This is a genomic window from Ruegeria arenilitoris (assembly GCF_013031355.1).
Taxonomy (GTDB): Bacteria; Pseudomonadota; Alphaproteobacteria; order Rhodobacterales; family Rhodobacteraceae; genus Ruegeria; species Ruegeria arenilitoris_C.
Genome location: NZ_WPZO01000001.1, coordinates 825,847 through 851,982, shown reverse-complemented (window position 1 = coordinate 851,982; position 26,136 = coordinate 825,847). Strand labels below are relative to the sequence as shown.

The 26,136-nt window shown below is 61.0% G+C and carries 28 protein-coding genes; 15 read left to right on the top strand and 13 right to left on the bottom strand.

Going from position 1 to position 26,136, the window contains the following annotated elements:
• The first annotated feature begins 17 nt into the window (after positions 1 to 17).
• The gene (locus GOX63_RS04230) at positions 18 to 2,372 is read left to right on the top strand and encodes a TRAP transporter large permease (protein ID WP_170325239.1); all 2,355 of its coding nucleotides are present in this window, start codon (positions 18 to 20) and stop codon (positions 2,370 to 2,372) included.
• Between the two features lie 118 nt (positions 2,373 to 2,490).
• Here GOX63_RS04230 and GOX63_RS04225 read toward each other — a convergent pair whose 3' ends face one another.
• The 4 genes from GOX63_RS04225 to GOX63_RS04210 all read right to left on the bottom strand — a co-directional run bounded on the left by GOX63_RS04225 (position 2,491) and on the right by GOX63_RS04210 (position 4,707).
• Entirely contained in the window at positions 2,491 to 2,880 is a 390-nt protein-coding gene (locus GOX63_RS04225; RefSeq protein ID WP_170544850.1) for a VOC family protein, read from the bottom strand.
• A gap of 6 nt (positions 2,881 to 2,886) precedes the next feature.
• Positions 2,887 to 3,711 carry an arginyltransferase gene (locus tag GOX63_RS04220; RefSeq protein ID WP_170325236.1) on the bottom strand — a complete coding sequence of 275 codons (825 nt, stop codon included), beginning with the start codon at positions 3,709 to 3,711 and terminating at the stop codon, positions 2,887 to 2,889.
• 75 nt (positions 3,712 to 3,786) lie between these two features.
• Positions 3,787 to 4,218, bottom strand: a complete 432-nt coding sequence (locus tag GOX63_RS04215; protein ID WP_170325235.1) for an RDD family protein — start codon at positions 4,216 to 4,218, stop codon at positions 3,787 to 3,789.
• Between the two features lie 66 nt (positions 4,219 to 4,284).
• Entirely contained in the window at positions 4,285 to 4,707 is a 423-nt protein-coding gene (locus GOX63_RS04210; RefSeq protein WP_170325234.1) for a DUF2852 domain-containing protein, read from the bottom strand.
• Positions 4,708 to 4,861: 154 nt separating this feature from the next.
• Here GOX63_RS04210 and GOX63_RS04205 point away from each other — a divergent pair, with 154 nt between their 5' ends.
• From GOX63_RS04205 to GOX63_RS04185, 5 genes are read left to right on the top strand one after another with little or no spacing between them, the layout of a single operon-like run.
• Entirely contained in the window at positions 4,862 to 5,251 is a 390-nt protein-coding gene (locus GOX63_RS04205; RefSeq protein WP_254435851.1) for a nuclear transport factor 2 family protein, read from the top strand.
• Entirely contained in the window at positions 5,248 to 8,037 is a 2,790-nt protein-coding gene (locus GOX63_RS04200) for a glutamine-synthetase adenylyltransferase (protein WP_170325233.1), read from the top strand. Before GOX63_RS04205 ends, GOX63_RS04200 begins: the two co-directional genes overlap by 4 nt.
• On the top strand, positions 8,024 to 8,296 hold the full coding sequence (locus tag GOX63_RS04195; protein ID WP_170325232.1) for a hypothetical protein: 273 nt from the start codon (positions 8,024 to 8,026) through the stop codon (positions 8,294 to 8,296). The genes GOX63_RS04200 and GOX63_RS04195 overlap by 14 nt, the downstream gene beginning before the upstream one ends.
• A 38-nt stretch (positions 8,297 to 8,334) precedes the next feature.
• A complete protein-coding gene (locus GOX63_RS04190) occupies positions 8,335 to 9,537 on the top strand; it encodes an RSP_2647 family RNA methyltransferase (RefSeq protein ID WP_170325231.1) in 1,203 nt (400 codons plus the stop codon).
• Positions 9,534 to 10,076, top strand: coding sequence for an RSP_2648 family PIN domain-containing protein (locus GOX63_RS04185; RefSeq protein WP_170325230.1), 543 nt, complete (start codon positions 9,534 to 9,536; stop codon positions 10,074 to 10,076). Before GOX63_RS04190 ends, GOX63_RS04185 begins: the two co-directional genes overlap by 4 nt.
• A 102-nt stretch (positions 10,077 to 10,178) precedes the next feature.
• On the opposite strand, the gene GOX63_RS04180 is transcribed toward GOX63_RS04185, so the two are convergent.
• Positions 10,179 to 10,868 (bottom strand): M48 family metallopeptidase, encoded by a 690-nt coding sequence (locus GOX63_RS04180; protein ID WP_170325229.1) that lies wholly within the window; start codon positions 10,866 to 10,868, stop codon positions 10,179 to 10,181.
• A 139-nt stretch (positions 10,869 to 11,007) separates the two neighbouring features.
• On the opposite strand from GOX63_RS04180, the gene GOX63_RS04175 reads away from it, so the two are divergent.
• Complete coding sequence (locus GOX63_RS04175; protein WP_170325228.1) at positions 11,008 to 11,529, top strand: hypothetical protein; 522 nt, start codon at positions 11,008 to 11,010, stop codon at positions 11,527 to 11,529.
• A 9-nt stretch (positions 11,530 to 11,538) separates the two neighbouring features.
• Here GOX63_RS04175 and GOX63_RS04170 read toward each other — a convergent pair whose 3' ends face one another.
• The 5 genes from GOX63_RS04170 to GOX63_RS04150 form a co-directional block, all read right to left on the bottom strand.
• Entirely contained in the window at positions 11,539 to 12,723 is a 1,185-nt protein-coding gene (locus GOX63_RS04170; protein WP_170325227.1) for a vWA domain-containing protein, read from the bottom strand.
• A 3-nt stretch (positions 12,724 to 12,726) separates the two neighbouring features.
• Positions 12,727 to 12,897: a hypothetical protein gene (locus tag GOX63_RS04165; RefSeq protein ID WP_170325226.1), complete on the bottom strand. Its 171-nt coding sequence runs from the start codon at positions 12,895 to 12,897 to the stop codon at positions 12,727 to 12,729.
• A gap of 3 nt (positions 12,898 to 12,900) precedes the next feature.
• Positions 12,901 to 14,268, bottom strand: coding sequence for a DUF2927 domain-containing protein (locus GOX63_RS04160; protein ID WP_367646691.1), 1,368 nt, complete (start codon positions 14,266 to 14,268; stop codon positions 12,901 to 12,903).
• Positions 14,265 to 14,714: a GNAT family N-acetyltransferase gene (locus tag GOX63_RS04155; protein ID WP_170325225.1), complete on the bottom strand. Its 450-nt coding sequence runs from the start codon at positions 14,712 to 14,714 to the stop codon at positions 14,265 to 14,267. The genes GOX63_RS04160 and GOX63_RS04155 overlap by 4 nt, the downstream gene beginning before the upstream one ends.
• A 116-nt stretch (positions 14,715 to 14,830) precedes the next feature.
• Positions 14,831 to 15,676, bottom strand: coding sequence for an AAA family ATPase (locus GOX63_RS04150; RefSeq protein WP_170325224.1), 846 nt, complete (start codon positions 15,674 to 15,676; stop codon positions 14,831 to 14,833).
• Between the two features lie 370 nt (positions 15,677 to 16,046).
• Here GOX63_RS04150 and dksA point away from each other — a divergent pair, with 370 nt between their 5' ends.
• Both dksA and GOX63_RS04140 read left to right on the top strand, forming a co-directional pair.
• The gene (dksA, locus tag GOX63_RS04145) at positions 16,047 to 16,469 is read left to right on the top strand and encodes an RNA polymerase-binding protein DksA (protein WP_039531267.1); all 423 of its coding nucleotides are present in this window, start codon (positions 16,047 to 16,049) and stop codon (positions 16,467 to 16,469) included.
• A 71-nt stretch (positions 16,470 to 16,540) separates the two neighbouring features.
• Positions 16,541 to 17,692 (top strand): FAD-dependent monooxygenase, encoded by a 1,152-nt coding sequence (locus GOX63_RS04140; protein ID WP_170325223.1) that lies wholly within the window; start codon positions 16,541 to 16,543, stop codon positions 17,690 to 17,692.
• Positions 17,693 to 17,696: 4 nt separating this feature from the next.
• Here GOX63_RS04140 and xth read toward each other — a convergent pair whose 3' ends face one another.
• Both xth and GOX63_RS04130 read right to left on the bottom strand, forming a co-directional pair.
• A complete protein-coding gene (gene xth / locus GOX63_RS04135) occupies positions 17,697 to 18,476 on the bottom strand; it encodes an exodeoxyribonuclease III (RefSeq protein WP_170325222.1) in 780 nt (259 codons plus the stop codon).
• 60 nt (positions 18,477 to 18,536) lie between these two features.
• Positions 18,537 to 18,860 carry a HesB/IscA family protein gene (locus GOX63_RS04130; RefSeq protein WP_170325221.1) on the bottom strand — a complete coding sequence of 108 codons (324 nt, stop codon included), beginning with the start codon at positions 18,858 to 18,860 and terminating at the stop codon, positions 18,537 to 18,539.
• A 76-nt stretch (positions 18,861 to 18,936) separates the two neighbouring features.
• On the opposite strand from GOX63_RS04130, the gene GOX63_RS04125 reads away from it, so the two are divergent.
• On the top strand, positions 18,937 to 20,079 hold the full coding sequence (locus GOX63_RS04125; protein ID WP_170325220.1) for a deoxyguanosinetriphosphate triphosphohydrolase: 1,143 nt from the start codon (positions 18,937 to 18,939) through the stop codon (positions 20,077 to 20,079).
• Here the strand turns inward: GOX63_RS04125 and GOX63_RS04120 are convergent, their stop codons facing one another.
• The gene (locus tag GOX63_RS04120; protein WP_170325219.1) at positions 20,080 to 20,631 is read right to left on the bottom strand and encodes a hypothetical protein; all 552 of its coding nucleotides are present in this window, start codon (positions 20,629 to 20,631) and stop codon (positions 20,080 to 20,082) included.
• Positions 20,632 to 20,764: 133 nt separating this feature from the next.
• On the opposite strand from GOX63_RS04120, the gene argS reads away from it, so the two are divergent.
• From argS to scpB, 5 genes are read left to right on the top strand one after another with little or no spacing between them, the layout of a single operon-like run.
• Positions 20,765 to 22,510: an arginine--tRNA ligase gene (argS, locus tag GOX63_RS04115; protein WP_170325218.1), complete on the top strand. Its 1,746-nt coding sequence runs from the start codon at positions 20,765 to 20,767 to the stop codon at positions 22,508 to 22,510.
• Positions 22,511 to 22,549: 39 nt separating this feature from the next.
• Positions 22,550 to 23,662, top strand: coding sequence for an SPOR domain-containing protein (locus GOX63_RS04110; RefSeq protein ID WP_254435850.1), 1,113 nt, complete (start codon positions 22,550 to 22,552; stop codon positions 23,660 to 23,662).
• The gene (gene nagZ / locus GOX63_RS04105; protein WP_170325217.1) at positions 23,659 to 24,666 is read left to right on the top strand and encodes a beta-N-acetylhexosaminidase; all 1,008 of its coding nucleotides are present in this window, start codon (positions 23,659 to 23,661) and stop codon (positions 24,664 to 24,666) included. The genes GOX63_RS04110 and nagZ overlap by 4 nt, the downstream gene beginning before the upstream one ends.
• A complete protein-coding gene (locus GOX63_RS04100) occupies positions 24,656 to 25,450 on the top strand; it encodes a segregation and condensation protein A (RefSeq protein WP_170325216.1) in 795 nt (264 codons plus the stop codon). The genes nagZ and GOX63_RS04100 overlap by 11 nt, the downstream gene beginning before the upstream one ends.
• Entirely contained in the window at positions 25,443 to 26,099 is a 657-nt protein-coding gene (gene scpB, locus GOX63_RS04095) for an SMC-Scp complex subunit ScpB (protein ID WP_170325215.1), read from the top strand. Before GOX63_RS04100 ends, scpB begins: the two co-directional genes overlap by 8 nt.
• Positions 26,100 to 26,136 lie beyond the last annotated feature (37 nt).

The window sequence follows — 26,136 nt, the reverse complement described above, 5'->3', positions numbered from 1 at the left end:
GGACGGAGACCAAGACAATGCTATTCGGACTTGATGGCGTCGAGATAGGCCTCATTATCGTATTTTTCTGCCTTTTCGGAGGCATCCTCTCGGGTTTTCCGGTGGCTTTTGCCATCGGCGGGGCGGGTATCATCTCGTTCGGGATCATCGCGGCGCTGGACAGTGCCGGGCTGCTGATCCACCAGGCGATTGATACCGGATCACAAGCCTATCGGGATCTGGTCAATTCAGGGGTCAAACCTGACACAGTGTCCACGTTCCGATACCCGGACTTGCCAAGGATCGCCGAGCCGGTCTTTGTGCAGGGCTGGGAAACCGCGCTGGACCGCAACGTCTCGTTCATCGTGAACCGTATCAACGAACGCGTTCTTGCCGGTCAATCCATCGAGACTCTGTTGGCCGTGCTGATGTTCGTGCTGATGGGGATCACGCTGGAACGCTCGAAGATCGCCAACGATCTGCTGACCACGATGGCGCGCGTCTTTGGCCCGCTGCCGGGTGGTCTGGCCGTGTCGATCGTGGTTGTGGGGGCGTTTCTGGCGGCCTCGACCGGGATTGTGGGCGCGACCGTTGTGACCATGGGCTTGCTTGCGCTGCCGACGATGCTGCGGAACAACTATTCGCCGGAGCTTGCGACCGGTGTGATTGCGGCCTCGGGCACGTTGGGGCAGATCATTCCGCCCTCAATCGTGATCGTTCTGCTGGGGACGTTGGCCGGTGATCTGTATTCCACTGCGCAGGAAACCCGCGCGGTTGACGCCGGTTGTACCGACGCGCTGACCTATCTGGGTGAACCTGCGGTGGTCTCGGTGGGCACGCTGTTCCAGGCGGCGCTGCTGCCGGGGATCATGCTGGCACTGCTTTATGCGCTTTACGCCTTTGGCTATGCGCTGCTGAACCCTGAAAAGGCGCCAGCAGTTGAGATGGCTGGCGGCGGTGGCGAACCGATCACTCGCGCCGAAGGTCTGACCTGGCTGCTCGGCGCACCGGTTGCGTTGATCGTCGGTGCGGTTCTGCTGGGCAGCGCGGGTGTAATTGGCAGCCAGAACATCAATGTATCCGCCTTCTCGGATATCGGCGCCGGAGCCTCGCTGCGGACCAACGTGTCGGCGGAGTGCAAAGCGTCGATGATCGAGCTGCACGGTCAGTCCGCGTGGGATCAGGCCGTGGCCGAGCAAGAGGCCATTGACGCCGCTGGTGGAACTGCGGCTTCCACACGCCTGAGCGAGGAAGAGCTGGCTGCAGCGCAGGAAGCCAAGATCGCGGCGGCTGCTCCGATCGGTAATGGTGTTGCGGTGATCGTCGTACTGCTTGGTCTGACGCTGTTGATGGGGCGCGGTATCGCACCGTCGAAATCACCGCAGCCGCTGATACTCGGGACCATTGGCCTGTTGCTGATGCTGCTGGTGGACCTAGTGCTGATCGCGCCGACAACCTCATCCGGGGCCACGTTCTTGTTGCTGGCGTTGCCGTTTGCGCTAGCCATCTACGGGGCCAAGGAGGCTGCGATCCGATGTTCCAGCAACGATCTGATCCGGGTGGTCTTCCCACCGCTGGTTCTGATCATCGCTGTGCTTGGTTCGATTCTTGGGGGCGTTACCAACCCGACACCGGCGGCTGCTCTGGGCGCGGGCGGAGCGATCATGCTGGCCGCCTATCGCAAGCTGCAAGATCAGGAACGCTCGGGCAAGGTGATCATCTGGTCGACATTTGCGGTCATCATCTGCCTGGTTCTGGGTGTGAACTTCGACCTGCGCGTCAATCAGGGCAACGTGACGGTCGAGACCTGGATCGCCTTTGTTCTGGCATATGCGGCGTATCTGTATGCGCTGTTCGGCCTGATCTACGGCTGCTGGGTCCTGTTCTCCAGCGGGGTTCTGACCCCGGTGGTGCGTGAGACGGCCAAGGTGACCTCGATGGTCTTTACCATCCTGATCGGGTCGCAGCTGTTGAACCTCGTGGTGATCTCGTTTGGTGGTGAGCACTATATCCAGCAGTTCCTCAAGAGCTTTGACAACGAGTTCACGGTCTTCCTGATCGTGATGCTGGTGCTGTTCATTCTTGGGTTCGTGCTGGACTTCCTCGAGATCATCTACATCGTGATCCCCATTGTGGGCCCGGTGATCTATGGCGGGTCGTTCGATCCGAAATGGGTGACGATCATGGTGGCGGTGAACCTGCAGACCTCGTTCCTGACGCCACCGTTCGGGTTCGCGCTGTTCTACCTGCGGGGCGTTGCGCCGAAAGAGGTGACGACGGGCCATATCTATCGTGGCATCGTACCCTTCGTGATCATTCAGGTGGTGGGGATCGCGATCCTGTGGTTCTTCCCGTCGATTGTGACCATCGTGCCGGATCTGATCCCGAACTGATCTGTTGCAGTGACCAAATGGAAAAGGGGGCCGTATGGCCCCCTTTGCTTTTTGGCCTGAGGTCAATTCGCCCCCGAGACATTTTGGGCCAGATGAAGGGCGGATCAGGTGAACTGGATCAGGTGAACTGGATCAGGTCCCAGCGATTGCCGAAGGGATCGCGCCAGACGGCGACTGTACCGTAGGGTTCGCGTCTTGGGCCTTCTTCGAAATGGACGCCGTTGGCGCACATCGCGGCATGGTCGCGGGCGAAGTCATCCGTTTGCAGGAAGAAATCCACGCGGCCTCCGGTCTGGTTGCCGACGGCTGCGATCTGGTTCGGGCCGTCAGCCTTAGCCAGCAACAAGGACCCGCCTGTCGCTCCGGGAGGGGTTACTAGCACCCAGCGCTTGCCGCCGCCCAGATCGATGTCTTGGGCCAGGGTGAAGTTCAGTGTTCGGGTGTAAAACGCGATCGCGGCATCGTAGTCCGGCACCACGAGTGTGACGGCGTGGAGGTTTTGACGCATGAAGGATCAGCCTTTTGTCGGGTGGCGGTCGGGCAGTTGGATGCCCGCGACCTGTTCCGCGATCGGGGCTGTGGACAGCGGGTGGTGGCTGGCCTGTGCCAGAGCGGTCGGATTGTCGACGCGCCTCCAATCACCCTGCATATAGGCTTCGAGCCCCGAGAACCGTGCTTTGTAGCCCATCTTGGGGCTGCCGGGCACCCAGTAGCCGAGATAGACATAGGGCAGTCCAGCCTCGCGCGCGATATCAATATGGTCGAGGATCATATAGGTACCCAACGAGCTTTGCGGCTGTTCCGGGTCATAGAAGGAATAGACCATGCTCAGCCCGTCATCGAGAACGTCGGTCAGGCTGACGGCAATCAGCGCGCCGGTCTCGGGGTCGGCATATTCCACAACGCGGCTGCGGATCGGGGTTTCCTCGATCATCGCGGCGAATTCGAACACGTCCATGTCGGCCATGCCGCCATCGGCGTGGCGGGTATCCAAATAACGGCGGAACAACTCGTATTGCTCATCCGTTGCCCAGGGCGAATTTGCCCGGCGCCGCAGGTGAGAGTTACGTTTGGCGGCGCGTTTCTGGCTTTTGCTGGGACGAAAGGCCGAGACGTCGATCCGGGCTGACAGACAGGCGGCACAATCGGTGCAGGAGGGGCGGTAGAGCACGTTCTGCGACCGACGAAACCCTTGTTGTGATAGTGAATTGTTCAGCTGATCAGCGCCTTCGCCCTGCAGGGCAGTGAACAGCTTACGCTCCATCCTGCCCTCAAGATAAGGGCAGGGCTGGGGTGCCGTCACATAGAATTGCGGCGCAATTGGCAGCGTGTGTCGCATGAAGGTCCCGTGTCTCCTGAGACAGGATGATAACAACGGTTCCCTGAGCCGCCAAGTGATTCAGTCGGTTGATTCTTATGCCCGCTGGTTGATCATCACCGTTCCAAGGAACGCGTCGGTCAGGCCCTGACAGCGTGCGCTGGTCAGCATCATGATGACCGAGACGATCTGGACCACGAAAAACGCCATGCTGACGAAGTATCCGGCGGTGTGCGCCACGGCCTTGCCCATGTCCATACGGGCACCAAAGGCGTCGCGCAGTTCGATGCCCATGAAGCGCATACCCAGCGTCGCCGATCCGTTGGCAATTGTGACGACGCGGTAGACGAAACTGATGACGCCGTAGATCAGCGGTAAAAAGAACAGGCCCGCGCCGAAGGTCAGGAAAACCGGCACGATGCAAAGCAGCGAAATCAAGGCGATATCAAAGAGCCACGCAACAAAGCGTTTGGTTGCCACCGATTGATAGAATTCGGGTTGGCTGTCTGGATCGGGCAGGTGGGTCATTCAGTGTAATCCGCGTCGTTGGTTGGGGTTACCCTGTCCCGAAAGGCGAGACAGGGCAAGGTTGGATCAGGCGCGCTCGCCGTTTTCGGCCTCATCGCCGTTTTCGCGGGCACGATCATCCATGAACTGATCAAACTCGGCCTTGTCCTTGGCTTCGCGCAGACGGCGCAGGAATGCCTCAAAGTCCTGCTGCTCGCGCTCCAGCCGGGCCAGGGTGTCGGCCTTGTAGGCGTCAAACGCGCTGTTGCCCGAGGGCTTCATGGCGCTCATGTGGCTGTGCCAGGATTTGCGGCGGCTGCAGGATTTGCTGAACATGCGTTTGCTCCAGATCATGTAGGCCAAAAGGGCGAGGCCGACGGGCCAGAAAAAGATGAACCCAAGGACCATGGCGGCGATCCAGGCCCCTTTGCCCTTGTCATCCATCCAGGCTTCGGCACGGTAGAACCATCCCGGGTTTTCAGGGACGGCGTGGTTGGAAAGTGCAGTCATTTGTGGTCTCCGGGGTTGATGTAAATCGTTTTCACATTGTTAAGATGGGGAGCGTGCGGCCTGTTGCAAGGGGTCGATGTGAAAAAGATTTACATTGCCTGTGCTGGCACGTTCTCTGGTTGACCTCACCCCGGAACAGGCGCAGGTTTCGCACATGCAAAATACTGACTACACGACCCCTCCGGCGCTGGACGAAATTCTCACTTTGGAAAAGCAGGTCTGGGCTGCGCTGGTCGACGGCAATGCCTCGGCCGATCGGGCGCTGCTAAGCGCGGATTTTCTGGGGGTGTACTCCACCGGATTTGCCAATCGCGACGATCATGTCGGCCAGTTTGCCGATGCCCCGACTATGGCCCGGTATGAGTTGAGCGAGACGAAACTGCGGGTGCTGACCCCGGACATCGTGTTGCTGACCTATCGTGCGGATTATCAGCGCCCCGGATTAGAGGCGTGGGAGGCGATGTTGATCTCGTCCCTCTGGGAGCGCCGTATGGACGTCTGGGTTAACAGTTTCAGTCAGGATACCCCGTTGGAGGCGCAATGACCGGTCCGCTGACGATCCAACGCGTCCCGCGCGCCTTTGATGCCGCTTTGGGCGAGGAGGCGCTGAATGCGGTTTCTGACATCACGCCCGAACAGGGCGAGTTGATCGCAGGCGCGGCCGGGTCCAGCCCCTATCTGAAAGGTCTGATCGAGCGTGAACGTGAGTGGTTGCCGCAGGCCTTGCAGCAGCCGGATCAGGCGCTGGCCGATGTCATGGCTGCGGCCAAAGCTCTGCCACCGGATCAGTTGAAGCCGGGCCTGCGGCAGGCAAAACGGCAGATGGCGCTGTTGACTGCACTGGCCGATCTGGCCGGGGCGTGGCCGTTGGAGAAGGTGACTGCGGCGCTGACCGATTTCGGCGCGCTGGCGGCGGATGTGGCGGCAAAAGCCGAGATCGCGGCGCTGATCCGGCGCGGCAAACTGCCGGGTATGGGGCCGGATGACGTCGAAACCGCCGCCGGGATGATCATTCTGGCGATGGGCAAGATGGGCGCGCATGAGCTGAACTACAGCTCGGATATCGACCTGATCGTGCTGTTCGATGAAACCCGCTTTGACCCGGATGATTTCTACGACGCACGGCACGGCATGGTGCGGGCGACGCGCAACTTCTGCGCCACGCTCAGCGACAAAACCGCTGATGGCTATGTGTTCCGTACCGACCTGCGCCTGCGCCCCGATCCAGCCGTGACTCCGGTCTGCATGGCGGCTGAGGCGGCCGAGCGGTATTATGAAAGCCTCGGTCGCACCTGGGAACGCGCCGCCTATATCAAGGCACGCCCTTGCGCTGGCGATCTGGCCGCGGGGCAACGCTTTCTGGATACGCTGCGCCCCTTTGTCTGGCGTCGGCATCTGGATTTTGCCGCCATTCAGGACGCTCACGACATGCGCCTGCGGATTCGCGAGAACAAGGGCACCGGCGGTACGCTGGCCATTCCAGGTCATGACATGAAGCTGGGGCAGGGCGGCATCCGTGAGATCGAATTCTTCACTCAGACCCGCCAACTGATCGCCGGGGGCCGCGATCCCGATCTGCGGGTGCGGGGTACAGTGCCCGGTCTGGCCGCGCTGGCCCAAAAAGGCTGGGTCCCGCAGGAGGTCGCCGACAAGCTGACTGACCATTACCGCGCTCACCGCGAGGTCGAGCATCGTATCCAAATGGTCCACGACTCGCAGACCCACAAGGTGCCCCAATCGCAGGACGGGATCGATCGCGTTGCCTGTCTGATGGGCATCGACAGCGCTGAGTTGGCCGCCGACCTGACCTGCCGCTTGACCGAGGTGCATGAGTTGACCGAAGGGTTCTTTGCCCCTGGCTCCTCGACCCAGGCTCCGGTCAAGGAGGCCGAGTTCGACCAAAACGTTCTGGCCCGTTGGCCCACCTATCCGGCTCTGCGCTCGCAACGGGGCGCGCGGATATTCGAGCGGCTCAAGCCCGAGCTGCTCTCGCGCCTGTCGAAAACCGCAAAACCGGATGAGGCGCTGCAGGCGCTGGACGGTTTCCTGTCCGGCCTGCCTGCCGGGGTGCAACTGTTTTCCCTGTTCGAGGCCAACCCGCATCTGATCGACCTGCTGGTGGATATCGTGGGCACATCGCACGCGCTGGCGGGACACCTGTCACGCAATGCAGCCGTGTTCGATGCGGTGATCGGTGGCAGTTTCTTTGACGACTGGCCGGGGCAGGCGGCGCTGCAGGCCGAGCTGTCCCAAGCGCTGGAGCAGGAGGCGGACTATGAAACGCAGCTGGATTACGCCCGTCGCTGGTGCAAGGAATGGCATTTCCGCATCGGGGTTCACCACCTGCGCGGGTTGATCGACGGGGCGCAGGCCGGGCAGCAATATTCCGAACTGGCCACCGCGGTGATCGCCGCGATCTTGCCTTGTGTCGTCGAGCAATTCGCCAAGAAACACGGCCCCGCGCCAGGACGTGGCGCAGCGGTGTTGGGTATGGGCTCGATCGGGGCAGGGCGGATCAACTCACAGTCCGATCTCGACATGATCGTGATCTACGACCCGCAGGATCAAGACATGTCCGACGGTCCGCGCCCTCTGGCCACGCGCACCTATTACGCCCGGTTCACGCAGGCGCTGATCACCGCGCTGTCGGCGCCAATGTCTCAGGGGCGGCTCTATGAGGTCGACATGCGCCTGCGCCCCTCGGGCAATCAGGGGCCGGTGGCTACCAGTTGGGCCAGCTTCACCAACTATCAGCAGAACGAAGCCTGGGTGTGGGAGCATCTGGCCCTGACCCGCGCCCGCGTGGTGGCGGGAGTCGCAGGGTTGGCGCATGATATCGAGAGCTTCCGCGCCGATTTCCTGAAACAGCCCGATGATCGTGAAAAGGTCCTGCGTGAAGTGGCCGAGATGCGCGCCCGTCTGGCGGCGGCCAAAGCTCCAGCCGGGATTTGGGATGCCAAGAACGGCCCGGGCCGGATGATGGATATCGAGCTGGCAGCCGAAACCGGAGCACTGTTGTCGGGCGTTGCGCAGCGAGACGTAAAGTCCGGGCTGGATGGTGCTGTCGTTGCCGGATTGCTGGGCGTCGCTCAGGCACAGACGCTCAAGGACTGCTACGATCTATGCTGGTCGGTGCAATGCGCGGCCCGGCTGCTGTCGGGCAAGGTGATCGAGGCCGACAAGATCGGTGATGCCGGTGCGGCCTTCCTATGCCGCGCCACCGGGTTCGAACAGGTCGAACAGCTTCAGGCCGCCTTGCAGGAGAGTTATACCACCGCCGCCGGGATCATCGGCAGCGTGATCAAGGAGGGGAAAAATGCCGCGCAGTGACGATCCGAATGATCACAAAGGCCTGATCCGAGAGGCCTATCGCATCGAAGGCATTACGCTGCCCGAATGCCGCAGCATCTTTCTGGACTGGGCGCTGAGCCTGCCGGTAGAGCGCGACCAAAAGCAGGCCCTGACCGAGTTGCACTCCGTCTATGCTGCGCAAGAAGCCGATCATCCGATGACGCAGGTTCTGGCCGAAGGGTTGCAATCGGCGCAGGCACCGAAACGGCGCGGCGGCTGGCGATCCCGACCCCGCTAGGGCTTTCCCCCCGGCGCGTTCGCCTCTAATAGGGCGTCATGACCCAAGCCACCGACCGCCCCCGTATCCGCCTGAAACCCAAAGCCAATGCGCGCGGCCTGCGCCATGGCTTCCCGTGGGTCTATGCCAATGACATTGTCACCGACCGCCGGACCCGTAAAATTCCAGCGGGTGCCTTGGCGGTGCTCGAGGATGAAAAGCGCGCGCCCATCGCTCTGGTCGCAGTGAACCCCGAGTCCAAGATCATGTGCCGTGTGCTGGATCGCGATCTGGACGCCGAGCTGAACGACGAATGGTTCGAAACCCGTCTGCGCCGCGCGCTGGACATGCGCGAACGCCTGTTCGACGCGCCATATTACCGCCTGATCCACGCCGAAGCGGACGGCTTTCCCGGTGTGATCATTGACCGGTTTGGGGATGCCTGCGTGATCCAACCCAACGCCGCTTGGGCCGAGGCGCATCTGGACACGCTGACCGATGCTCTGGTCCGGGTGACCGGCGTGACGACGGTGTTGAAAAACGCCTCGGGCCGCACACGGGGGTTGGAGGGGTTGGACGACGAAAACCAAACCCTGCGCGGCACCGCGCCCGATGCACCGCTGCCAGTTCCGATGAACGGCGCCACCTATATGGCCGACCTGACCGGCGGTCAGAAAACCGGCCTGTTCTATGACCAGCGCCCCAACCATGCATTCGCCGCGCGGCTGGTAGAGCCGGGCGTGCAGGTGCTGGACGTGTTCAGCCATGTGGGCGGGTTTGGTCTGGCAATGCTGGCCGGTGGGGCGGCACAGGCCCTGTCCGTTGATGGATCTGCCGCAGCACTTGATCTGGCCGCACAGGGCGCGCAGGCCTCGGGCTGCGCCGATCGCCTTCAAACCCGACAGGGCGACGCCTTTGACGTGCTGACCCAACTGGGAGACGAGGGCGCGCAATTCGATGTGGTCATCTGCGATCCACCCGCTTTTGCGCCCTCGAAACAGGCGCTGGACGCGGGGCTTCGCGCTTATGAGCGCGTGGCGCGACTGGCGGCTCCTTTGGTAAAACCCGGCGGTTATCTTGGTCTGTGTTCCTGTTCCCACGCGGCTGATCTCGGCCGTTTCCGCGATGCATCCTCGCGCGGCATTGGCCGGGCAGGGCGGCAGGCGCAACTGATCCACACCGGGTTCGCTGGCCCCGACCACCCGCAACTGCCGCAACTGGCCGAAAGCGGCTACCTCAAAGCCGTGTTCTATCGGCTGTGAAAGCGGTTCTGGATACCTGCGTCATTTACCCCACGGTGATGCGAGAGATGCTGCTGGGCGCGGCCAAGCGCGGCCATTTCCAGCCCATCTGGTCGGCCCGCATCCTTGAAGAATGGGCCCGCGCCGCCCGGAAACTTGGTCCGGAAGGTGAGGCACAGGCCCGCGCCGAAATCGCCCTGACGCAAGCACATTGGCCAGACGCAGAACGCGCGGCCCAACCGGGCGTAGAACAGCGTCTCTGGCTGCCCGATAGCGCAGATATTCACGTTCTCGCCACGGCTGTTGTGGCCTCGGCGGACGTCATCGTCACTGTCAACGCCAAAGACTTTCCAAGAAATATCCTGTCGGAAGAAGGGCTTGAACGCCGCGATCCCGACAGCCTGCTACACGGCTTCTGGCAAAATGACCCCGATGGTATGGCTGAAACAGCCAACCGGGTCCTGGCCGAAGCCAACCGCGTGTCCGGAGGTCAATGGACCCTTCGCGCGCTGATGAAAAAAGCCCGCCTGCCACGTCTGGGCAAAGCGCTTACCACGTAAACACGGATTCTTCATCTGGCTAAAAATACGTCGGGGGGCCGCCCTTGGACGCGCCATTGGTTCGAGCGCCAATGGCGGCGGGCTGGTCCCTCGCTGCGCAACCTATCCGCCCGAGCCCCAACGCTGCTCAAGCGCTTCCAGCGCCGCAATCCGCTCATCGGTATTTGGATGGCTCATCAACCATGCGGGCACAACTCCGGCGCGTTGCTGGGTCAGACCTTCCAGCTTGTGAAACAGGGACTTCTGCGGCCCGATGCCAATCCCGGCCTTGGTCAGCAAAGCGGCGGCGTACTCATCGGCCTCATACTCATCGCCGCGCGACAGGCGTGAGGCCAGAAGATGCGTCAACATATTGGCAATCCACGCCCCGATGAACGGAATAAACCGGGCAAACAGCATCATCAGCGCGGCCCGCAACGCGTTCTGGCCCGAGAAATCGATCATCCGCCGCCGCGCGTGCCCCAGTGCCACATGCCCCAGCTCATGCGCGATGACGCTGGCCATTTCTTCGGCCGAAACCTCTCCGTTCCGAAACTTGCGATAAAACCCGCGCGTGATGAATATCCGCCCGTCGGGGGCTGCCAGCCCATTCACCGGATCGATCTCGTAGATATAGACGGGCACCCGGTCGATCTCTAGCGCGGCCGCCAGCCGGTCGGTCATGCGTTTCAGCGCCGGATCGGCCAGTTCGGTCGATTTCGCGTCCAGTTCCCTGTGCGTACGCCACACAGATATCCGGTACATGACAATGGCATAGGCGATGGCCAGCAGGATCGGGGTGAGGCGAAGCATATTACACATATGGCCTTGCGTTGTTCGATAGGCAAGCCGCGCCCCAAAGCTATGTTAGGTGCCCGCTTGGCCCAAGTTCTGTCAACTTGTTCCTTTATCAAGCAAAAAAGGCAAGATTCGCGAAGGTATGTACTTAAAAATGAAGAAATTTATTTACTCTGTTTATAAGTTCGGACTGCGCGCGCAAGGGCGGTATGGGCTGTTGATGTCTGCTATGTTGATCTGGGCTTTGCTCGCCCGCTTTCCCGAAGCGCATAGTCTGGTTCATATGATTGTGCTTTCGGTTCTTGGGCTGGTTGTCGGCGCAATCATGGCGATTGGACGCTTCACCCCCGCGTGGCTGGAAGATCCAAACAATGTGTTGAAAGGCGGCGGCGTCTTCGTTGCCTCTGGACTGGTTACGATTTTATACATTCTGGTCGGGATGATGGCCGTTATACCGTGGCAGATAGAAGAGCCGCTTTCGCGGTCGCTTGCCATGTTGGCCTGCGTACCGACCCTGGTGTTCGCAAATATCTTCGGTTGGTCTGCGCTCGTTTACGGCATCGTGGGAGGTAAAAACAGCCCGCCACCAACAATTGAAACCGGTTGGAAGATGCCTGAGAAGTCCGAGGAAGAAGTCGACTTGCGCAGCCTTAGACATTCCCGCATGACCCGTTGATCCTCGGGGTCAGCGTGTCAGCTCCCGCATCCCCTGTTCAAGGCCGGCCAGCGTCATAGGGACCATGCGGTCTTCGAAAATCTCCTGAACCATGCCGATCGAGTGGGTATAGCCCCAGTACTTTTCGGGCACCGGGTTGATCCACAGGTTTGACGGCCACTGATCACGCGCTCGTTGCAGCCAGACTTGGCCGGCTTCCTTGTTCCAGTGCTCGTTGGCGCCGCCGGGATAGGCGATCTCATACGGGCTCATCGAGGCGTCGCCGACAAAGATGCACTTGTAGTCTGAGCCGTAGGTCCGCAGCACCTCATGTGTCGGGGTCTGTTGGTCCCAGCGGCGGCGGTTGTCGCGCCAGACGCCTTCATACAGGCAATTGTGGAAGTAGTAATATTCCAGATGCTTGAATTCGGTCCGGGCGGCCGAGAACAGCTCTTCAACCACCTTGATATGCGGGTCCATCGAGCCGCCCACGTCCAGAAACAGCAGTACCTTGACCGCGTTGTGACGCTCGGGACGGGTTTTGACGTCCAGATAGCCGTGCTCGGCTGTGGCGCGGATTGTGCCGTCCAGATCCAGTTCCTCGGCAGCACCCTCGCGCGCCCAGCGGCGCAGGCGTTTCAGGGCCACCTTGATGTTGCGGGTGCCCAGTTCAACGGTGTCGTCCAGGTTCTTGAATTCGCGCTTGTCCCAGACTTTTACCGCACGCTGATGGCGGCTTTCCTTCTGGCCGATGCGCACACCTTCGGGATTATAGCCATAGGCCCCGAACGGAGACGTTCCGGCAGTTCCGATCCACTTGTTGCCGCCCTGATGGCGGCCATGCTGGTCATTCAGACGCTCGCGCAGCGTCTCCATCAGCTTTTCAAAGCCGCCCAAGGCCTCGATCTCGGCCTTCTCTTCCTCGGACAGGTGCTTTTCGGCCATCTTTGCCAGCCAATCGGCGGGGATATCGACGGCCTCAAGCACCTGATCAAAGCTGATCTCGTTCAGTCCTTCGAAACTGGCGGCAAAGGCGCGGTCGAACTTGTCGATGTTGCGTTCGTCTTTCACCATCGAGATGCGGGCGAGGTAGTAGAACGCCTCGACATCATAGGTGGCCAGGCCCTTTTTCATGCCCTCCAGAAACGTCAGGTATTCGCGCAAGGATACGGGAATGCCAGCTTTGCGGAGGTTTTCGAAAAAGGGCAGAAACATCGCTTACCCCACAAACCTGACAAGGACCAGCGACAGCACCAACCCGGCAAGCGCAAAGGCGATGCCGTACCCGGCAGCGTATTGGGCCACGTCGGCACCGTTGCCATTGCGTTTGCGTGCCGTCAGCGCCCCAAGGATTGCCCCCAGTATCGCCATTCCCAAAACCACGACCATGCGTTATCCGCCCCTGTTTTTGTTGGGGGGTCCTTCCGCAACGTCCTGCATCAGCGACCGGACCACCGTTTCCGAGCCGAAGCCGTAGCGCGCCCATGCCAGACTGTCCAGCCTGACGGAACGTGCCTGCGCGGTTCGGCCCGCCTGATTGAGCGCTTCGGATTTCAGCAACAGCAACGTGGCCAGTTGCGAGGCATTTTCGGCGCGTGTCATCACGTCGATGGCCTTGTCCAGTTCAGGCAAAACCTCGGGGCCTTTGCCTTGCGCCAGCGCATAGGCGGCGGTCTGGGTGGTGACATAGGCTTGATGAACTTCGGTGCCGGGCGTGGCGCGCAGGAACTGCAGGGCGGTCTGGTAGTTGCGCAGCGCCGCCTGCGGGTTGTCGAACTGCTCCATACGTCCCATCACGTAATAGGGATAGGCGCGACGGTGGTCGGTCCAGCCTTGCTCCTGTCCGATCCGGGCGGCCAGTTGGGCGTCTCTTTTACGTCTTTGCGCCCCGCGTGTCGGTCGCAGGGATTTCTGGATCGCATTGATCCATTCACGCGGTGTCTCGGAAACCGGTTGAGCGGGCAGGGAGTCTCCGCGCGGGTTCAGGCGGCTGAGAATGCCGGGTAACGCAGCCTCGACCTGTTCGCGGGTCATGCCACTGCGCAGTTCGGGCGCATAGGTCGCGCGCAGGATCAGCATGTCGAACCCGGTCAGAACGGTATGGATGTTGTCGTCGTTGAACACCGAATCCGGCAGGTGATAGAGGTCGTTCAGTGGCCCCAGTGCCTGCGCGATTTCTTCATGCAGGCAGTCGCGTTTTTCCTGCGGGCTGACGTCGTAGGGGATGAACACGCCCAGACGCTCACGGCTGCGCAGGCGAGACCAGCTGCTTTTCTGCTTGCGCCGGTCGCGGCGGTATTCCTCGAAGCTCGAGGAATTGGGCACCACGAAACAGGCCGCCTGCGGCAGGATGGCATGGATGTCGTCCTGACTGACGGCCTCGATGGTGATGTTGGCTGTGCCTTCTGAAATTTGGCGGATGTTGATCCCGGCCTCGTTGCGCAGGCGGTTCAGCAGGCGGGTCAGGTCGCGCTGCATCGACGGGGTGGGCGCACCGGTCAGGCGCACGGTGATCGGGGTTTCGAACCGCGTGAACACCGGCAGTTGGGCGCCGCCTTCCAGCGCGAAGTGCAAGGATACGAAATCCGCCGCGATATTTGCATTCGACCGGCTTGCCGGCGTTGGGGACGAGCGGATGAACGCCTTGGCCGGGGGCAGTTTTTCTTCGATGGCCTGAACGCGGGTCGGGACCTCGACCGGCTCTACAGCTGCGCAGCCCGCCAGCGCCAAAGCGGCAAGGATCGCGGCCCCTCGCATCATGGGCGCTGATACCGGATAAACGGGGTCTGTTTGCCAATTCGGTCGTACAGCTTGCGGGCCGTGTGGTTGAACTCCTGCGTCAGCCAGTAGACGGAAGGGGCACCTTGCCGGTCGGCCTCGTCATACACCGCCTGGATCAGTGCACGACCCACGCCGGTGCCGCGCGCTTCGGGGCGGGTAAACAGGTCCTGCAGATAGCAGACACTTTCCACCTTCCAGATGTTGCGGTGAAACAGGTAATGGGTCAGTCCCAACAATTGCCCATTTTTCTCCGCGACAAAGCACGAGAAATCATTCGGATCGTCACCCAACAGGCGGGCAAAGGAGGACTCGTAGGTCTCATCCGGCACAGTTGTTTCATAAAACGCCAGATAGTCCCGCCACATGTCGGACCATTCATCGCGGTCTTCAGGCCGCAATGCGCGGATGGTCAGAGTGTCAGCCATTCAGAACGTCCCGTCTTGTTCGGTCACACATAGCCCGGATACACCGGGCCGCCAGCTGCAATGCTGACAGGCTGCTCTGCTCAAGGCAAGCGGCGATCCCCTGCGGGTCTATAGGTTCAGCGTTTTCCCCGCGCCATGAACGCCAGACGTTCAAACAGATGAACGTCCTGTTCGTTCTTCAGCAGAGCACCGTGCAGCTTGGGAAGGGCATTGGCGCCATCGCGTTTGAGGTCCTCGGACGTCAGGTCCTCGGCCAGCAGCAGTTTCAGCCAATCCAGAACCTCGGATGTCGAAGGCTTCTTTTTAAGGCCTTGCGTCTCGCGGATCTCATAAAATTGCGTCAATGCAGTGGTTAGCAGCGCATCCTTGATGCCGGGATGATGCACCTCGACGATCCGGCGCATGGTCGCCTCATCCGGGAAGCGGATGTAGTGGAAGAAACAGCGGCGCAGGAAGGCGTCGGGCAGTTCTTTTTCGTTGTTCGAGGTGATGATGACGATGGGGCGGTGTCTGGCCCGGATCGTCTCACCGGTCTCGTAAACGTGGAACTCCATCTTATCGAGTTCCTGCAGCAGGTCGTTGGGAAACTCGATATCGGCCTTGTCGATCTCATCGATCAGCAAAACGACCTTTTCGTCGGCCTCGAACGCCTGCCACAGCTTGCCCTTGCGGATATAGTTCGACACGTCATGCACGCGCTCGTCACCCAGCTGGCTGTCACGCAGGCGGCTGACGGCGTCATATTCATACAGACCTTGCTGGGCGCGGGTGGTAGATTTCACGTTCCACTCGATCATCGTCAGTCCCAGCGCGCCGGCCACCTGTTTGGCCAGTTCGGTCTTGCCGGTGCCCGGTTCACCCTTGACCAGCAGCGGACGTTCCAGCGTAACGGCAGCGTTTACCGCAATGGTCAGGTCATCGGTGGCAACATATTCGGCGGTGCCTTGGAAACGTGCGGTCATGGGCCCCTCGTGTGGTTTCGCGCAATCTGTGGTGTTCGGGTTACAGAGAGGTAGAGATTTTGACAAGCGGGCCGCGGCGTCCGGCACCGCAAATTTCGCTGCGACTCCAATCTGTTTGGCGTGATTCGACCAAAAGCGAATGACGCTTTGGTTGTGGTTTGCCGCAAAAATGCCCAAGGTTTTCCGCAGAAAAACAAGGTTTTGTTGTTACATGTCTCATATTTAGACAAGTCCGGAACGTGACGTATCAAGACGACGTTTGTGTAGTGACATTCTTACGCGCGTCGGATACACGCTCCGCAGAAGGGAGAGCCAAATGTCAGGTGAAACAACAGCAACCGACGTTTCTGGCCATACCGAGGGAGCAAAGATGAAGCAGGAAGTTTTTCTGCCGGAAGATTATCGCCCGGCCGAAGATGAGCCTTTCATGAATGACCGTCAGCTTGAGTATTTCCGTCGCAAGCTGCTGGATTGGAAGAACGAACTTTTGGCGGGCAGCCGCGACACGATCGAAGGGCTGCAGGACAACACCCGTAACATTCCGGACGTTGCTGACCGCGCGAGCGAGGAAACCGACCGCGCGCTCGAGCTGCGCACCCGCGACCGTCAGCGCAAGCTGGTGGCCAAGATCGACTCGGCCCTGCGCCGCATCGACGAGGGTGAGTACGGCTATTGCGAGATGACGGGCGACCCGATTTCGCTGAAGCGTCTGGATGCGCGTCCGATCGCCACCATGACGCTTGAGGCGCAGGAGCGTCACGAGCGCCGCGAGAAGGTCCACCGCGACGATTGATCGCTGGGAAATTCGGGAAAACTCGAACGCCGGGGCCTGTGGCTTCGGCGTTTTTGCGTTAAGGCGGTGCCATGAATATCGACGGTCTGAAATTCAGTATCATCGGCGGCGGCATCGGCGGCCTGGCGGCCGCTCTGGCGCTGCGGCAGCGCGGGGCGCAAGTTACGGTTCTGGAACAGGCCTCGGCCCTGACTGAGGTTGGCGCTGGGTTGCAGATCAGCGCCAACGGCATAGCGGTTCTGCGGGCCCTGGGTGTGGTTGGGAAGGTGCCCGAGGACGGGCAGCTCTCTCACGGAACGATACTTCGCGATTACCGTAAGGGTCGTGTGATCAGCCGGGTTCCCGCACCCGCCGCCGGTCCGACCTATTACTATCACCGTGCCGATCTTCTGGACCTGTTGCACCGGGCGGCACGGGATGCAGGCGTCGATATCCGGCTGGGTTCGCGCGTGACGAAGGTTGTCAAACATCCAAGCGAGGCCGAGGTCGTGCTGGACGGTGGAGAGCGATTGCGCTCGGATTGCGTCATTGCCGCAGACGGCGGGCGCAGCGAGATTCGACCGATCCTGAACGGCACCGAGGCACCTCAGTTCACCCATCAGATCGCCTGGCGCGCAACGATCCCCTGGTCGCAGCGCGAAGAGATGCCGCGCGCGTCGCTGACCATGGGGCCGGGCCGTCATGTGGTTACGTATCCGCTGCGTGACCAACGTCTGATGAATGTGGTTGCGATCGAGGAGCGTTCGGACTGGCAGGAAGAAGGCTGGCGTCTGCAAGGCGACCCGGACGATCTGCGCGCGCGTTTTGCCGATTTCGGCGGCCCGGTGCGTGATATTCTGGCCGAGGTGACCCAGACCCACCTATGGGCCCTGTTCCTGCGCCCAGTTGCGCAAAGCTGGCAAAATGGGCGTCTGGCTCTGTTGGGAGACGCGGCACATCCGACGCTGCCCTTCATGGCGCAGGGCGCATGTCTGGCGCTTGAGGATGCGTGGATTCTGGCCCGCGCTTTCGAAGGGCAATCGGGTGTGGCGCGGGCTCTTTCTGCCTATGAAACCCAGCGCCGCTCAAGGGCAAAACAAGTGGTTGCCGCTGCCGGAGCCAATGCGCGCAACTTCCACCTTCGCGGCCCAATGCGGCTGGCGGCGCAGATGGCGCTGATGGCCGTTGGAGCGCAACTGGCAAAGAAATACGAGTGGATCTACAGCTACGATGCGACCGCGTGAACGGTCACAGGTCGAGATCGACCCAGACCGGCACGTGATCTGATGGCTTTTCGTGCCCGCGCACCGCTGAATCAATCTGGCAGTCACGCATCAGGTCAGCGGCCTGCGGTGTCAGCAGAAAATGGTCGATGCGGATGCCGTCATTCTTGTTCCATGCACCGGCCTGATAGTCCCAGAAGGAATAATGCCCCGGCCCCTGCGTGCGCGCGCGGAAGGCCTCGGTGAACCCGAGGTTCAAGACCTTGCGAAACGCAGCGCGGCTTTCGGGACGGAACAGGGCGTCTTCGCGCCAGGCATCCGGGCGGGCTGCATCTTCTGCCTGCGGGATGATATTGTAGTCACCGGCCATCAATGCCGCTTCTTCGCTGGCCATCAGTTCACGCGCACGGTGGTACAAGCGTTCCATCCAGGCCAGTTTGTAATCGTATTTTGGGCCGGGCACCGGGTTGCCATTCGGTAGGTACAGCCCGCAGATGCGCAGCGCCTGTTTGCCAATCACCGTGGCCTCGATCCAGCGCGCCTGTTCGTCCTCGTCATCGCCTGGCAAGCCGCGGGATACGTCCTCTAGCGGTAGCTTGGACAATATCGCCACCCCGTTGAAACTCTTTTGACCGTGGGTTTCGACGTTATAGCCCCGCTCTTCAAACATCTCGCGGGGGAAGTTCTCGTCGACCGACTTGATTTCTTGCAGCAGCACAACATCCGGCTGCGCCTCGTCAAGCCATCGGGGTAGGGCCTCGGCCCGCGCTTTGATGCCGTTGATGTTGAACGTGGCGATTTTCATGCGCGATCCTCCGGCTGGCTGCCGGTTGATCTATCCCTCAACCAAGCGGGCAGGGCAAGGTTACATCGAAAAAGATGTGCCGCAGCCACAGGAAGAGGTGGCGTTTGGGTTTTCGATCACAAAGCGCGCGCCGATCAGCTCCTGCGTGAAGTCGATTACCGCGTTTTCCAGAAACGGCAAGGAAATCGAGTCGACGATGACTTTCTGACCTTTGCCTTCCAGCACAAGATCGTCCTCTTTCGGCTCGTCCAGCGCAATTTCGTATTGAAAACCGGAACATCCGCCGCCTTCCACCGCGACGCGCAGGGCTTGTCCCTGATCCGCGGCGCCGATCTCGGCCAGGCGATCAAAGGCGCGTTCTGTCACTGTTGGGGGCAGATTCATGCCGGACTCCAAAGGTTTATTTCCTTACCGCAGTACAATATATGAAACCTAAGGACAGGCGACAAGGACAAGACCTTTGGACAGAGCGGGTTTTGCCTCGGACCCAGGCCGCGCAAGGGGGCGGCTTGTGCCTGAGGAAGAGAGCAGTTTCCGGTCATGCTTTCAGCGTGATCGCGACCGTATCATTCATGCCAGCGCGTTTCGGCGCCTCAAACATAAGACGCAAGTGTTTGTTGAGCATGAGGGTGACAGCTATCGCACCCGGTTGACCCATTCCATTGAAGTGGCACAGGTGGCGCGCACGATTTCTGGGGCCTTGGGGTTGAACCCGGAGCTGACCGAGGCGGTGGCGCTGGCCCATGATCTTGGACACACACCGTTTGGTCATACGGGCGAGGATGCCTTGCACGCGCTGATGGCACCCTATGGCGGTTTCGATCACAACGCGCAGGCCATTCGGATCGTCACCAAGCTGGAACGTCACTACGCCGAGTTTGACGGGTGTAACCTGACATGGGAATGCCTTGAGGGCATTGCCAAGCATAACGGGCCGGTCGAGGGGGAATTGCCTTGGGCTCTGGCCGAGTGCAACGAAGGCTTCGATCTGGAATTGCACACCCATGCCAGCGCCGAGGCGCAGGTGGCCGCGTTGTCAGATGACATCGCCTACAACAATCACGATCTGCTTGATGGGTTACGGGCCAATCTGTTCACGGATGACGAAATCCAGCAATTGCCGATTGTGGGCGACTGTTATGCAGAGGTGGACCGCAAATACCCCGGTCTAGCCCCCTATCGCCGCCGGCATGAAGCGCTGCGGCGGGTGTTTGGGGTCATGGTGTCCGATGTAATCGACACCTCGCGCGGGCTGATCGCCGCGTCAGGGGCGCAGACAGTCGAAGACATCCGGCACCTGGGCTATCCGGTGGTTCAGTTCTCAGACGGCCTCTGGGTGCAGCTGAAGGAAATTCGCGCATTCTTGTTCACGCGGATGTACCGCGCACCCAGCGTGATGGAGGTGCGTGCCGAGGTCAGCGCGGTGGTGCAGGAGTTGTTTCCGATATACCTCAGCGATCCCAAACAGATGCCTGCGCGCTGGCATCAGGATATCGAGGCGGCGCAGGACGAAACTGCGCTCGCCCGAATTGTGTCAGACTATATCGCCGGGATGACGGACCGGTTTGCCCTGCAGGACCACAAAAGACTGACGGGCGGGTAGTTACTCGACCCCGATATAGGCCAGCGCCCAAACCTGTTGACCGGCCTGTTTCTGCGCCAGTTCAGCATCGTCGGTTGGAGGGAAGACGATCATGGTTGGGCCATAGCCACCAATCCCCATCGGAGCACCATCCGCATGAGTAGCAACGATCGGTTGATGCGCGGTGACGCTTTCCCAAGCGATTTCGGACTGATAGCCGTCCAATGCCATGGGCTTTGCGGTTTTGCCCGCGGCGCCTGCCATCGTCATCACGTCCGCCAGCAGCGGGCCGGAAAATGCGATGTCCCTCTGATTGTCTTCGGGGCCGTAGGTGATCGTGATCTCGACCTGTTCCAGACCATCCAACAGAGCGGCGTCAAACCCGGCAGCCCCGTCGTGCTGAACCTCAAGATAACCCAAAAGGCCGCCGTCATTCTCGCCCCGGGGCGGCAGGTTGGTCTCGGTGACTGCTCCGCCGAGCGTCAAGAGAACGTGGCCCTGAGGCGCAGGCATATCGGCCCAGGCCGGCAGCGATGTGGTCAGGGCGAGTACAAGAGGCAGGGCTAGGCGCATGAAGCGGTCTCCGGGTTGGGAATTTCCTGTGAACTTAGCTCCGTTTACGGTTAATCCAAGCGGAAACTGATCGCTTGCATTGACCTTGCCGCTTTGCGTGGTAAACCGCCGGGCAAGCAAAAGGACATCCGAAATGAACCTGTTTTCCGAGATCCGCGGCCTCGTACTGGACGCGCTGGCACAGATGCAGTCCGAAGGCGCGCTGCCCGAGGGGCTGAGCTTTGACAACGTGGCGGTCGAACCGCCGCGCGACCCCGCACATGGCGACATGGCGACCAACGCGGCGATGGTGCTGGCGAAACCGGCCAAGATGAAGCCGCGCGACATTGCTGATGTACTGGCCGGAAAACTGGCCGCCGATGATCGGATCACCAGTGCCGAGGTGGCCGGACCGGGCTTTTTGAACCTGCGTCTTGCGCCGTCGGTCTGGCAGGGCGTGCTGGCGGCGGTGTTGGAGAAGGGCACTGACTATGGCCGCTCGACCATGGGTCATGGCCAGAAGGTGAACGTGGAATATGTCTCGGCCAACCCTACCGGCCCGCTGCATGTCGGCCATACGCGGGGCGCTGTGTTCGGTGACGCTCTAGCGAGCCTGCTGGCCTATTCCGGCCATGACGTGACCCGCGAGTACTACATCAACGATGGCGGCGCGCAGGTGGATGTGCTGGCGCGCTCGGCGTACGAACGTTACCGCGAGGCCAACGGTCTGAGCCCCGAGATTGCCGAAGGGCTGTACCCGGGCGACTACCTGATCCCAATTGGCGAGGCGCTGAAAGAGAAATATGGCGACAGCCTGATCGACAAGCCGGAAAGCGAATGGCTTGAGGATCTGCGCAACTTCGCCACTAACGCGATGATGGATCTGATCCGCGCTGACCTGAAGGCGCTGGGCGTTGAGATGGACGTCTTCTTCTCGGAGAAGTCGCTCTATGGCACCGGCCGGATCGAGGCCGCGCTGGAGTCGCTGACCGAAAAAGGCCTGATCTACGAAGGTGTGCTGGAGCCGCCGAAGGGCAAGAAGCCCGAGGATTGGGAGCCGCGCGAGCAGACCCTGTTCAAGTCGACCGAGCACGGTGATGACGTCGATCGTCCGGTCAAGAAGTCGGACGGCAGCTGGACCTATTTCGCCCCGGATATCGCCTATCACTATGACAAGGTGACCCGTGGCTTTGACGCGCTGATCGACGTGTTCGGCGCGGACCATGGTGGCTATGTCAAACGGATGAAGGCGGCGGTGTCGGCTCTGTCTGATGGCAAGGTGCCGCTGGATATCAAGCTTACCCAATTGGTGAAGCTGTGGAAGAATGGCGAGCCGTTCAAAATGTCCAAGCGGGCAGGGAACTTTGTCACCCTGCGCGATGTGGTCGATCAGGTGGGTCCGGATGTGACCCGTTTCGTGATGCTGACCCGCAAGAACGATGCGCCGCTGGACTTCGACTTTGACAAGGTGCTGGAGCAGAGCCGCGAGAACCCCGTGTTCTACGTGCAATACGCCCATGCCCGCGTCATGAGCGTGCTGCGCCGCGCTGCCGAAGCCGGGATTGCCGCTGACGACGCGACCCTTGGCACAGCGGACCTGAGCAAGAACGACCACGCCTCGGAACTGACTGTGGCCAAGAAGCTGGCCGAATGGCCGCGTTTGGTCGAGATTGCCGCACGCACCAACGAACCGCACCGCGTTGCCTTCTACCTGTATGAACTCGCAGGGGACTTCCACGCGCTGTGGAATAAGGGCAATGATGAAACGCAACTGCGATTCATCCAGGATGGCGATGTTGCCACAAGCCAGTCAAAAATCGCATTGGCCCGGGCTGTTTCTGTTGTGATTTCAGCGGGCTTGGGTATTCTTGGCGTCACTCCGGCGCAGGAGATGCGGTAACAAACACCGCCCGAAGCACCGGTACGAGGTAGGCAAGAAATGACCCGCGCGCCACGTTTTAAGGCGCTATCGGGCGGTGAGGCGGACATGGCACGTTACGATTACTCGGGGCAGATGCGCCCCGAGCAGATGCATTACACGAATCAACCGCATCCTCAGGATGGGTACGAGTATTCCGACGACATGCACGGTTATGAAGAAGCACCGCGCGCAGCGGGGTTGAGCCGCATCGTCAATGCAATGGGCGCGGTTGCGTCTCTGGCTCTGGTCGCCGGGATTGGCGTCTGGGGTTATCAGCTTGTGATGCGCGATGTGTCCGGCGTACCGGTCGTGCGCGCCATCGAAGGACCGATGCGCATTCAGCCCGAAAACCCGGGCGGAACACCCGCAGACCATCAGGGTCTGGCCGTCAATGCCGTGGCTGCGGTAGGAACCGCTGCGCCGCCTGCGGATCGTCTGATCCTGGCGCCGCGCCCGGTATCGCTGACCGATGAAGACACGCCGGTTGAACCGCTGAAGCCCACTCCGGCCGTGCACGTGGTTCAGGAAGAGATTTCCAATCAGGAAGCCGCTGAACTTCGTCAGGGCACGGTAGATGCGCTGGTTTCGGAACTGGCAGGGGATGCGGCCCGGATTGACGAACCGACGGAAGAGGGTGTGCAACTGGCCGCGCTGTCCTTGCCCGAGGAAGAGCCTGCAATCGATCCCGCCGATCTGGCGGCGCAACAGCCCGATCCGGAATTGGCGGCACTGCCAGGGGTCCGCAGGTCCTTGCGACCGGTGACCCGCCCAGCCCGTGCGACGCCCAGCCGCATCACGCAGAACAGTAGCACTGAAGACGCAATCAACGCTGCTGTCAAAGCCGCGGTTGGGGTCGATATTGACCCTGATACGCTGTCCAAGGGCACGCGCATGGCGCAGCTTGGGGCTTATGAAAGCTCGGATGTGGCGCGCGCGGAATGGGACCGGCTGAATAGCCGGTTTGGCGATTATATGGATGGAAAACAGCGCGTTATCCAGAAAACCTCACGCGGAGGCCGGACCTTCTACCGCCTGCGCGTGCTGGGGTTTGATGACCTGAGCGACTCGCGTCAGTTCTGTGCCGCGCTCGAGGCACGTGGCGCGGATTGTATCCCGGTGGCCGCTCGGTGAGCTTTGGTGCGGCCATCACCGACGCCGAAGGCCTGCGCCTGACGCCTCAGGAAAAGAAACTGTTCCGCGAAATGAACCCGTTTGGGTTCATTTTGTTTGCCCGCAACATCGATACCGCCGATCAGGTTCGCGCCCTGTGCGATGATTTCCGCGAGGCCGTAGGCCGCAATTGCCCCATCACCATCGATCAAGAGGGCGGCCGGGTGCAGCGCCTGCGCGCGCCTCTGGCCCGCGAATGGCTGCCGCCACTGGATCACGCCGCACGGGCTGGGGATCAGGCCGAACGGGCAATGTATCTGCGCTATCGTCTGATCGCGGACGAGTTGTTCGGACTGGGTATCGACAGCAATTGCGCGCCGATGGTCGATCTGGCGCGTGAGGACACGCACAAATTTCTGAAAAACCGCTGCTATGGCTCTGATCCCAAACAAGTTTCACGGCTGGGAAAGGCCGTTGCCAAGGGCCATCTGGATGGCGGTGTTCTACCTGTCATTAAACATATGCCGGGTCATGGCTTGTCCACGCTCGACAGCCACCACGACCTGCCGCATGTGGACCTGACGCAGGACGCGCTGGAACAGGCCGATTTCGCACCGTTTCGCGATCTGAACGACTTGCCGATGGGGATGACCGCGCATCTGGTCTATGACCGGATCGACCCGCAGCCAGCGACGATCTCACCCACCATGATCGGACTGATCCGCGACAAGATCGGATTTGACGGGCTGATCATGACGGACGACATCTCGATGAAGGCCCTCAGCGGCGCGCCAGAAGATATCGCCCGTCAGGCGCTGGACGCCGGGTGTGATGCGGTTCTGCACTGCAATGGTACGTTCGACGCCCGCGCCAAGGTGCTGGATGCCGCAGGGGAAATGACCGAACAAGCCGGGAAGCGCGCAGAAAAGGCGCTGGCGATGCGGCAAAAGCCTGTGGAACTTGACATCCAGGCCGCCGAGGCGGAACTATCTGCCCTAATGGGCGGGCAGGTATATGAACGATAATCTTTTCAGCGAAGACCCGGTCTCGGTCGCCGATCGGCTGGCCGCAGAAGCCCTGATCGTTGACGTCGACGGGTTTGAGGGCCCGCTGGACGTGCTGTTGACCCTGTCGCGCACGCAAAAGGTCGACCTGCGGAAAATCTCGGTTTTGGCACTGGCGCAGCAGTACCTGGCTTTTGTTGAAAAGGCCCGGGCGCTACGGATCGAACTGGCTGCCGACTATCTGGTTATGGCCGCTTGGCTGGCCTTTCTGAAATCCCGACTGCTGCTGCCGCCGGACCCGGATGACGAAGGACCATCCGGCGAAGAACTTGCCGCGCACCTGGCGTTCCAGCTGGAACGTCTGCAGGCCATGCGTGACTCTGCCGCCCGCCTGATGGCACGGGATCAGCTGGGCCGTGATTTCTTCAAACGGGGGCAGGGTGAGGATATCACCCGCATCCGGACCGTCACCTATTCGGCCACGCTGCTGGACCTGATGCAGGGCTATGCCCGTATCCGCACCCGCGACGAATTCCGCCCCTTTGTGATGGACCGCGACGCCGTGTTCACGATGGAGCAAGCGTTGGAGCGGATGCGGCCGCTGATCGGCTTCGCGGGCACTTGGACCGATATGGAGACCTATCTGCCCGACGGTTGGGATGCCGACCCGGTACGGCGCAGGTCGGCCACGGCAGCGACCTTTGCGGCTTCGCTGGAGCTGGTGAAAGAAGGACACATGGAGATCAAGCAGAGCGAAACCTTCGCTCCGATCCATCTGCGCAAGAGGACTGACACACGTGACTGACGAACCGCAAGACGAAGGCACCGGCACCCTGTTCGAAGCGCCGCCCTTGGCGGAACAGGAACGTATGGTCGAAGCTGTGTTGTTCGCCAGCGCCGAACCGGTGACGATTGGCGATCTTGAGGCGCGGATGCCTCATGGAAGCGACGCGGCGCAAGCGGTTGAAATGCTTCAGAAACGCTATGAAGGCCGTGGCGTTCGCGTGGTCCGCGTGGGCGAGGCATGGGCCATTCGTACCGCCCCCGATCTGGGTTTCCTGATGCAGAAAGAAACGGTCGAGACCCGCAAACTCAGCCGCGCTGCCATCGAAACGCTGGCCATCGTGGCCTATCACCAACCCTGCACACGGGCTGAGATCGAGGAAATTCGTGGGGTCTCGGTCTCACGCGGGACCATCGACCAGCTGCTGGAAATGGAGTGGATCCGTCTGGGCCGCCGCCGTATGACACCGGGCCGCCCTGTGACCTTTGTGGTGACGCCCCAATTCCTCGACCATTTCGGGCTGGAGAACGCACGTGACCTGCCGGGGCTCAAGGAACTGCGCGCGGCCGGGTTGCTTGAGAACAGGCCGCCACCGGGCACGATCCCTCTGGGTGAGGGGCGCGAAGATGTAGAAGACGAAGATCAGACCGAACTGTTCGAGGAAGAGTGATCGGACGGCCCTTTTGTTGTCACATCAAAACCCTATG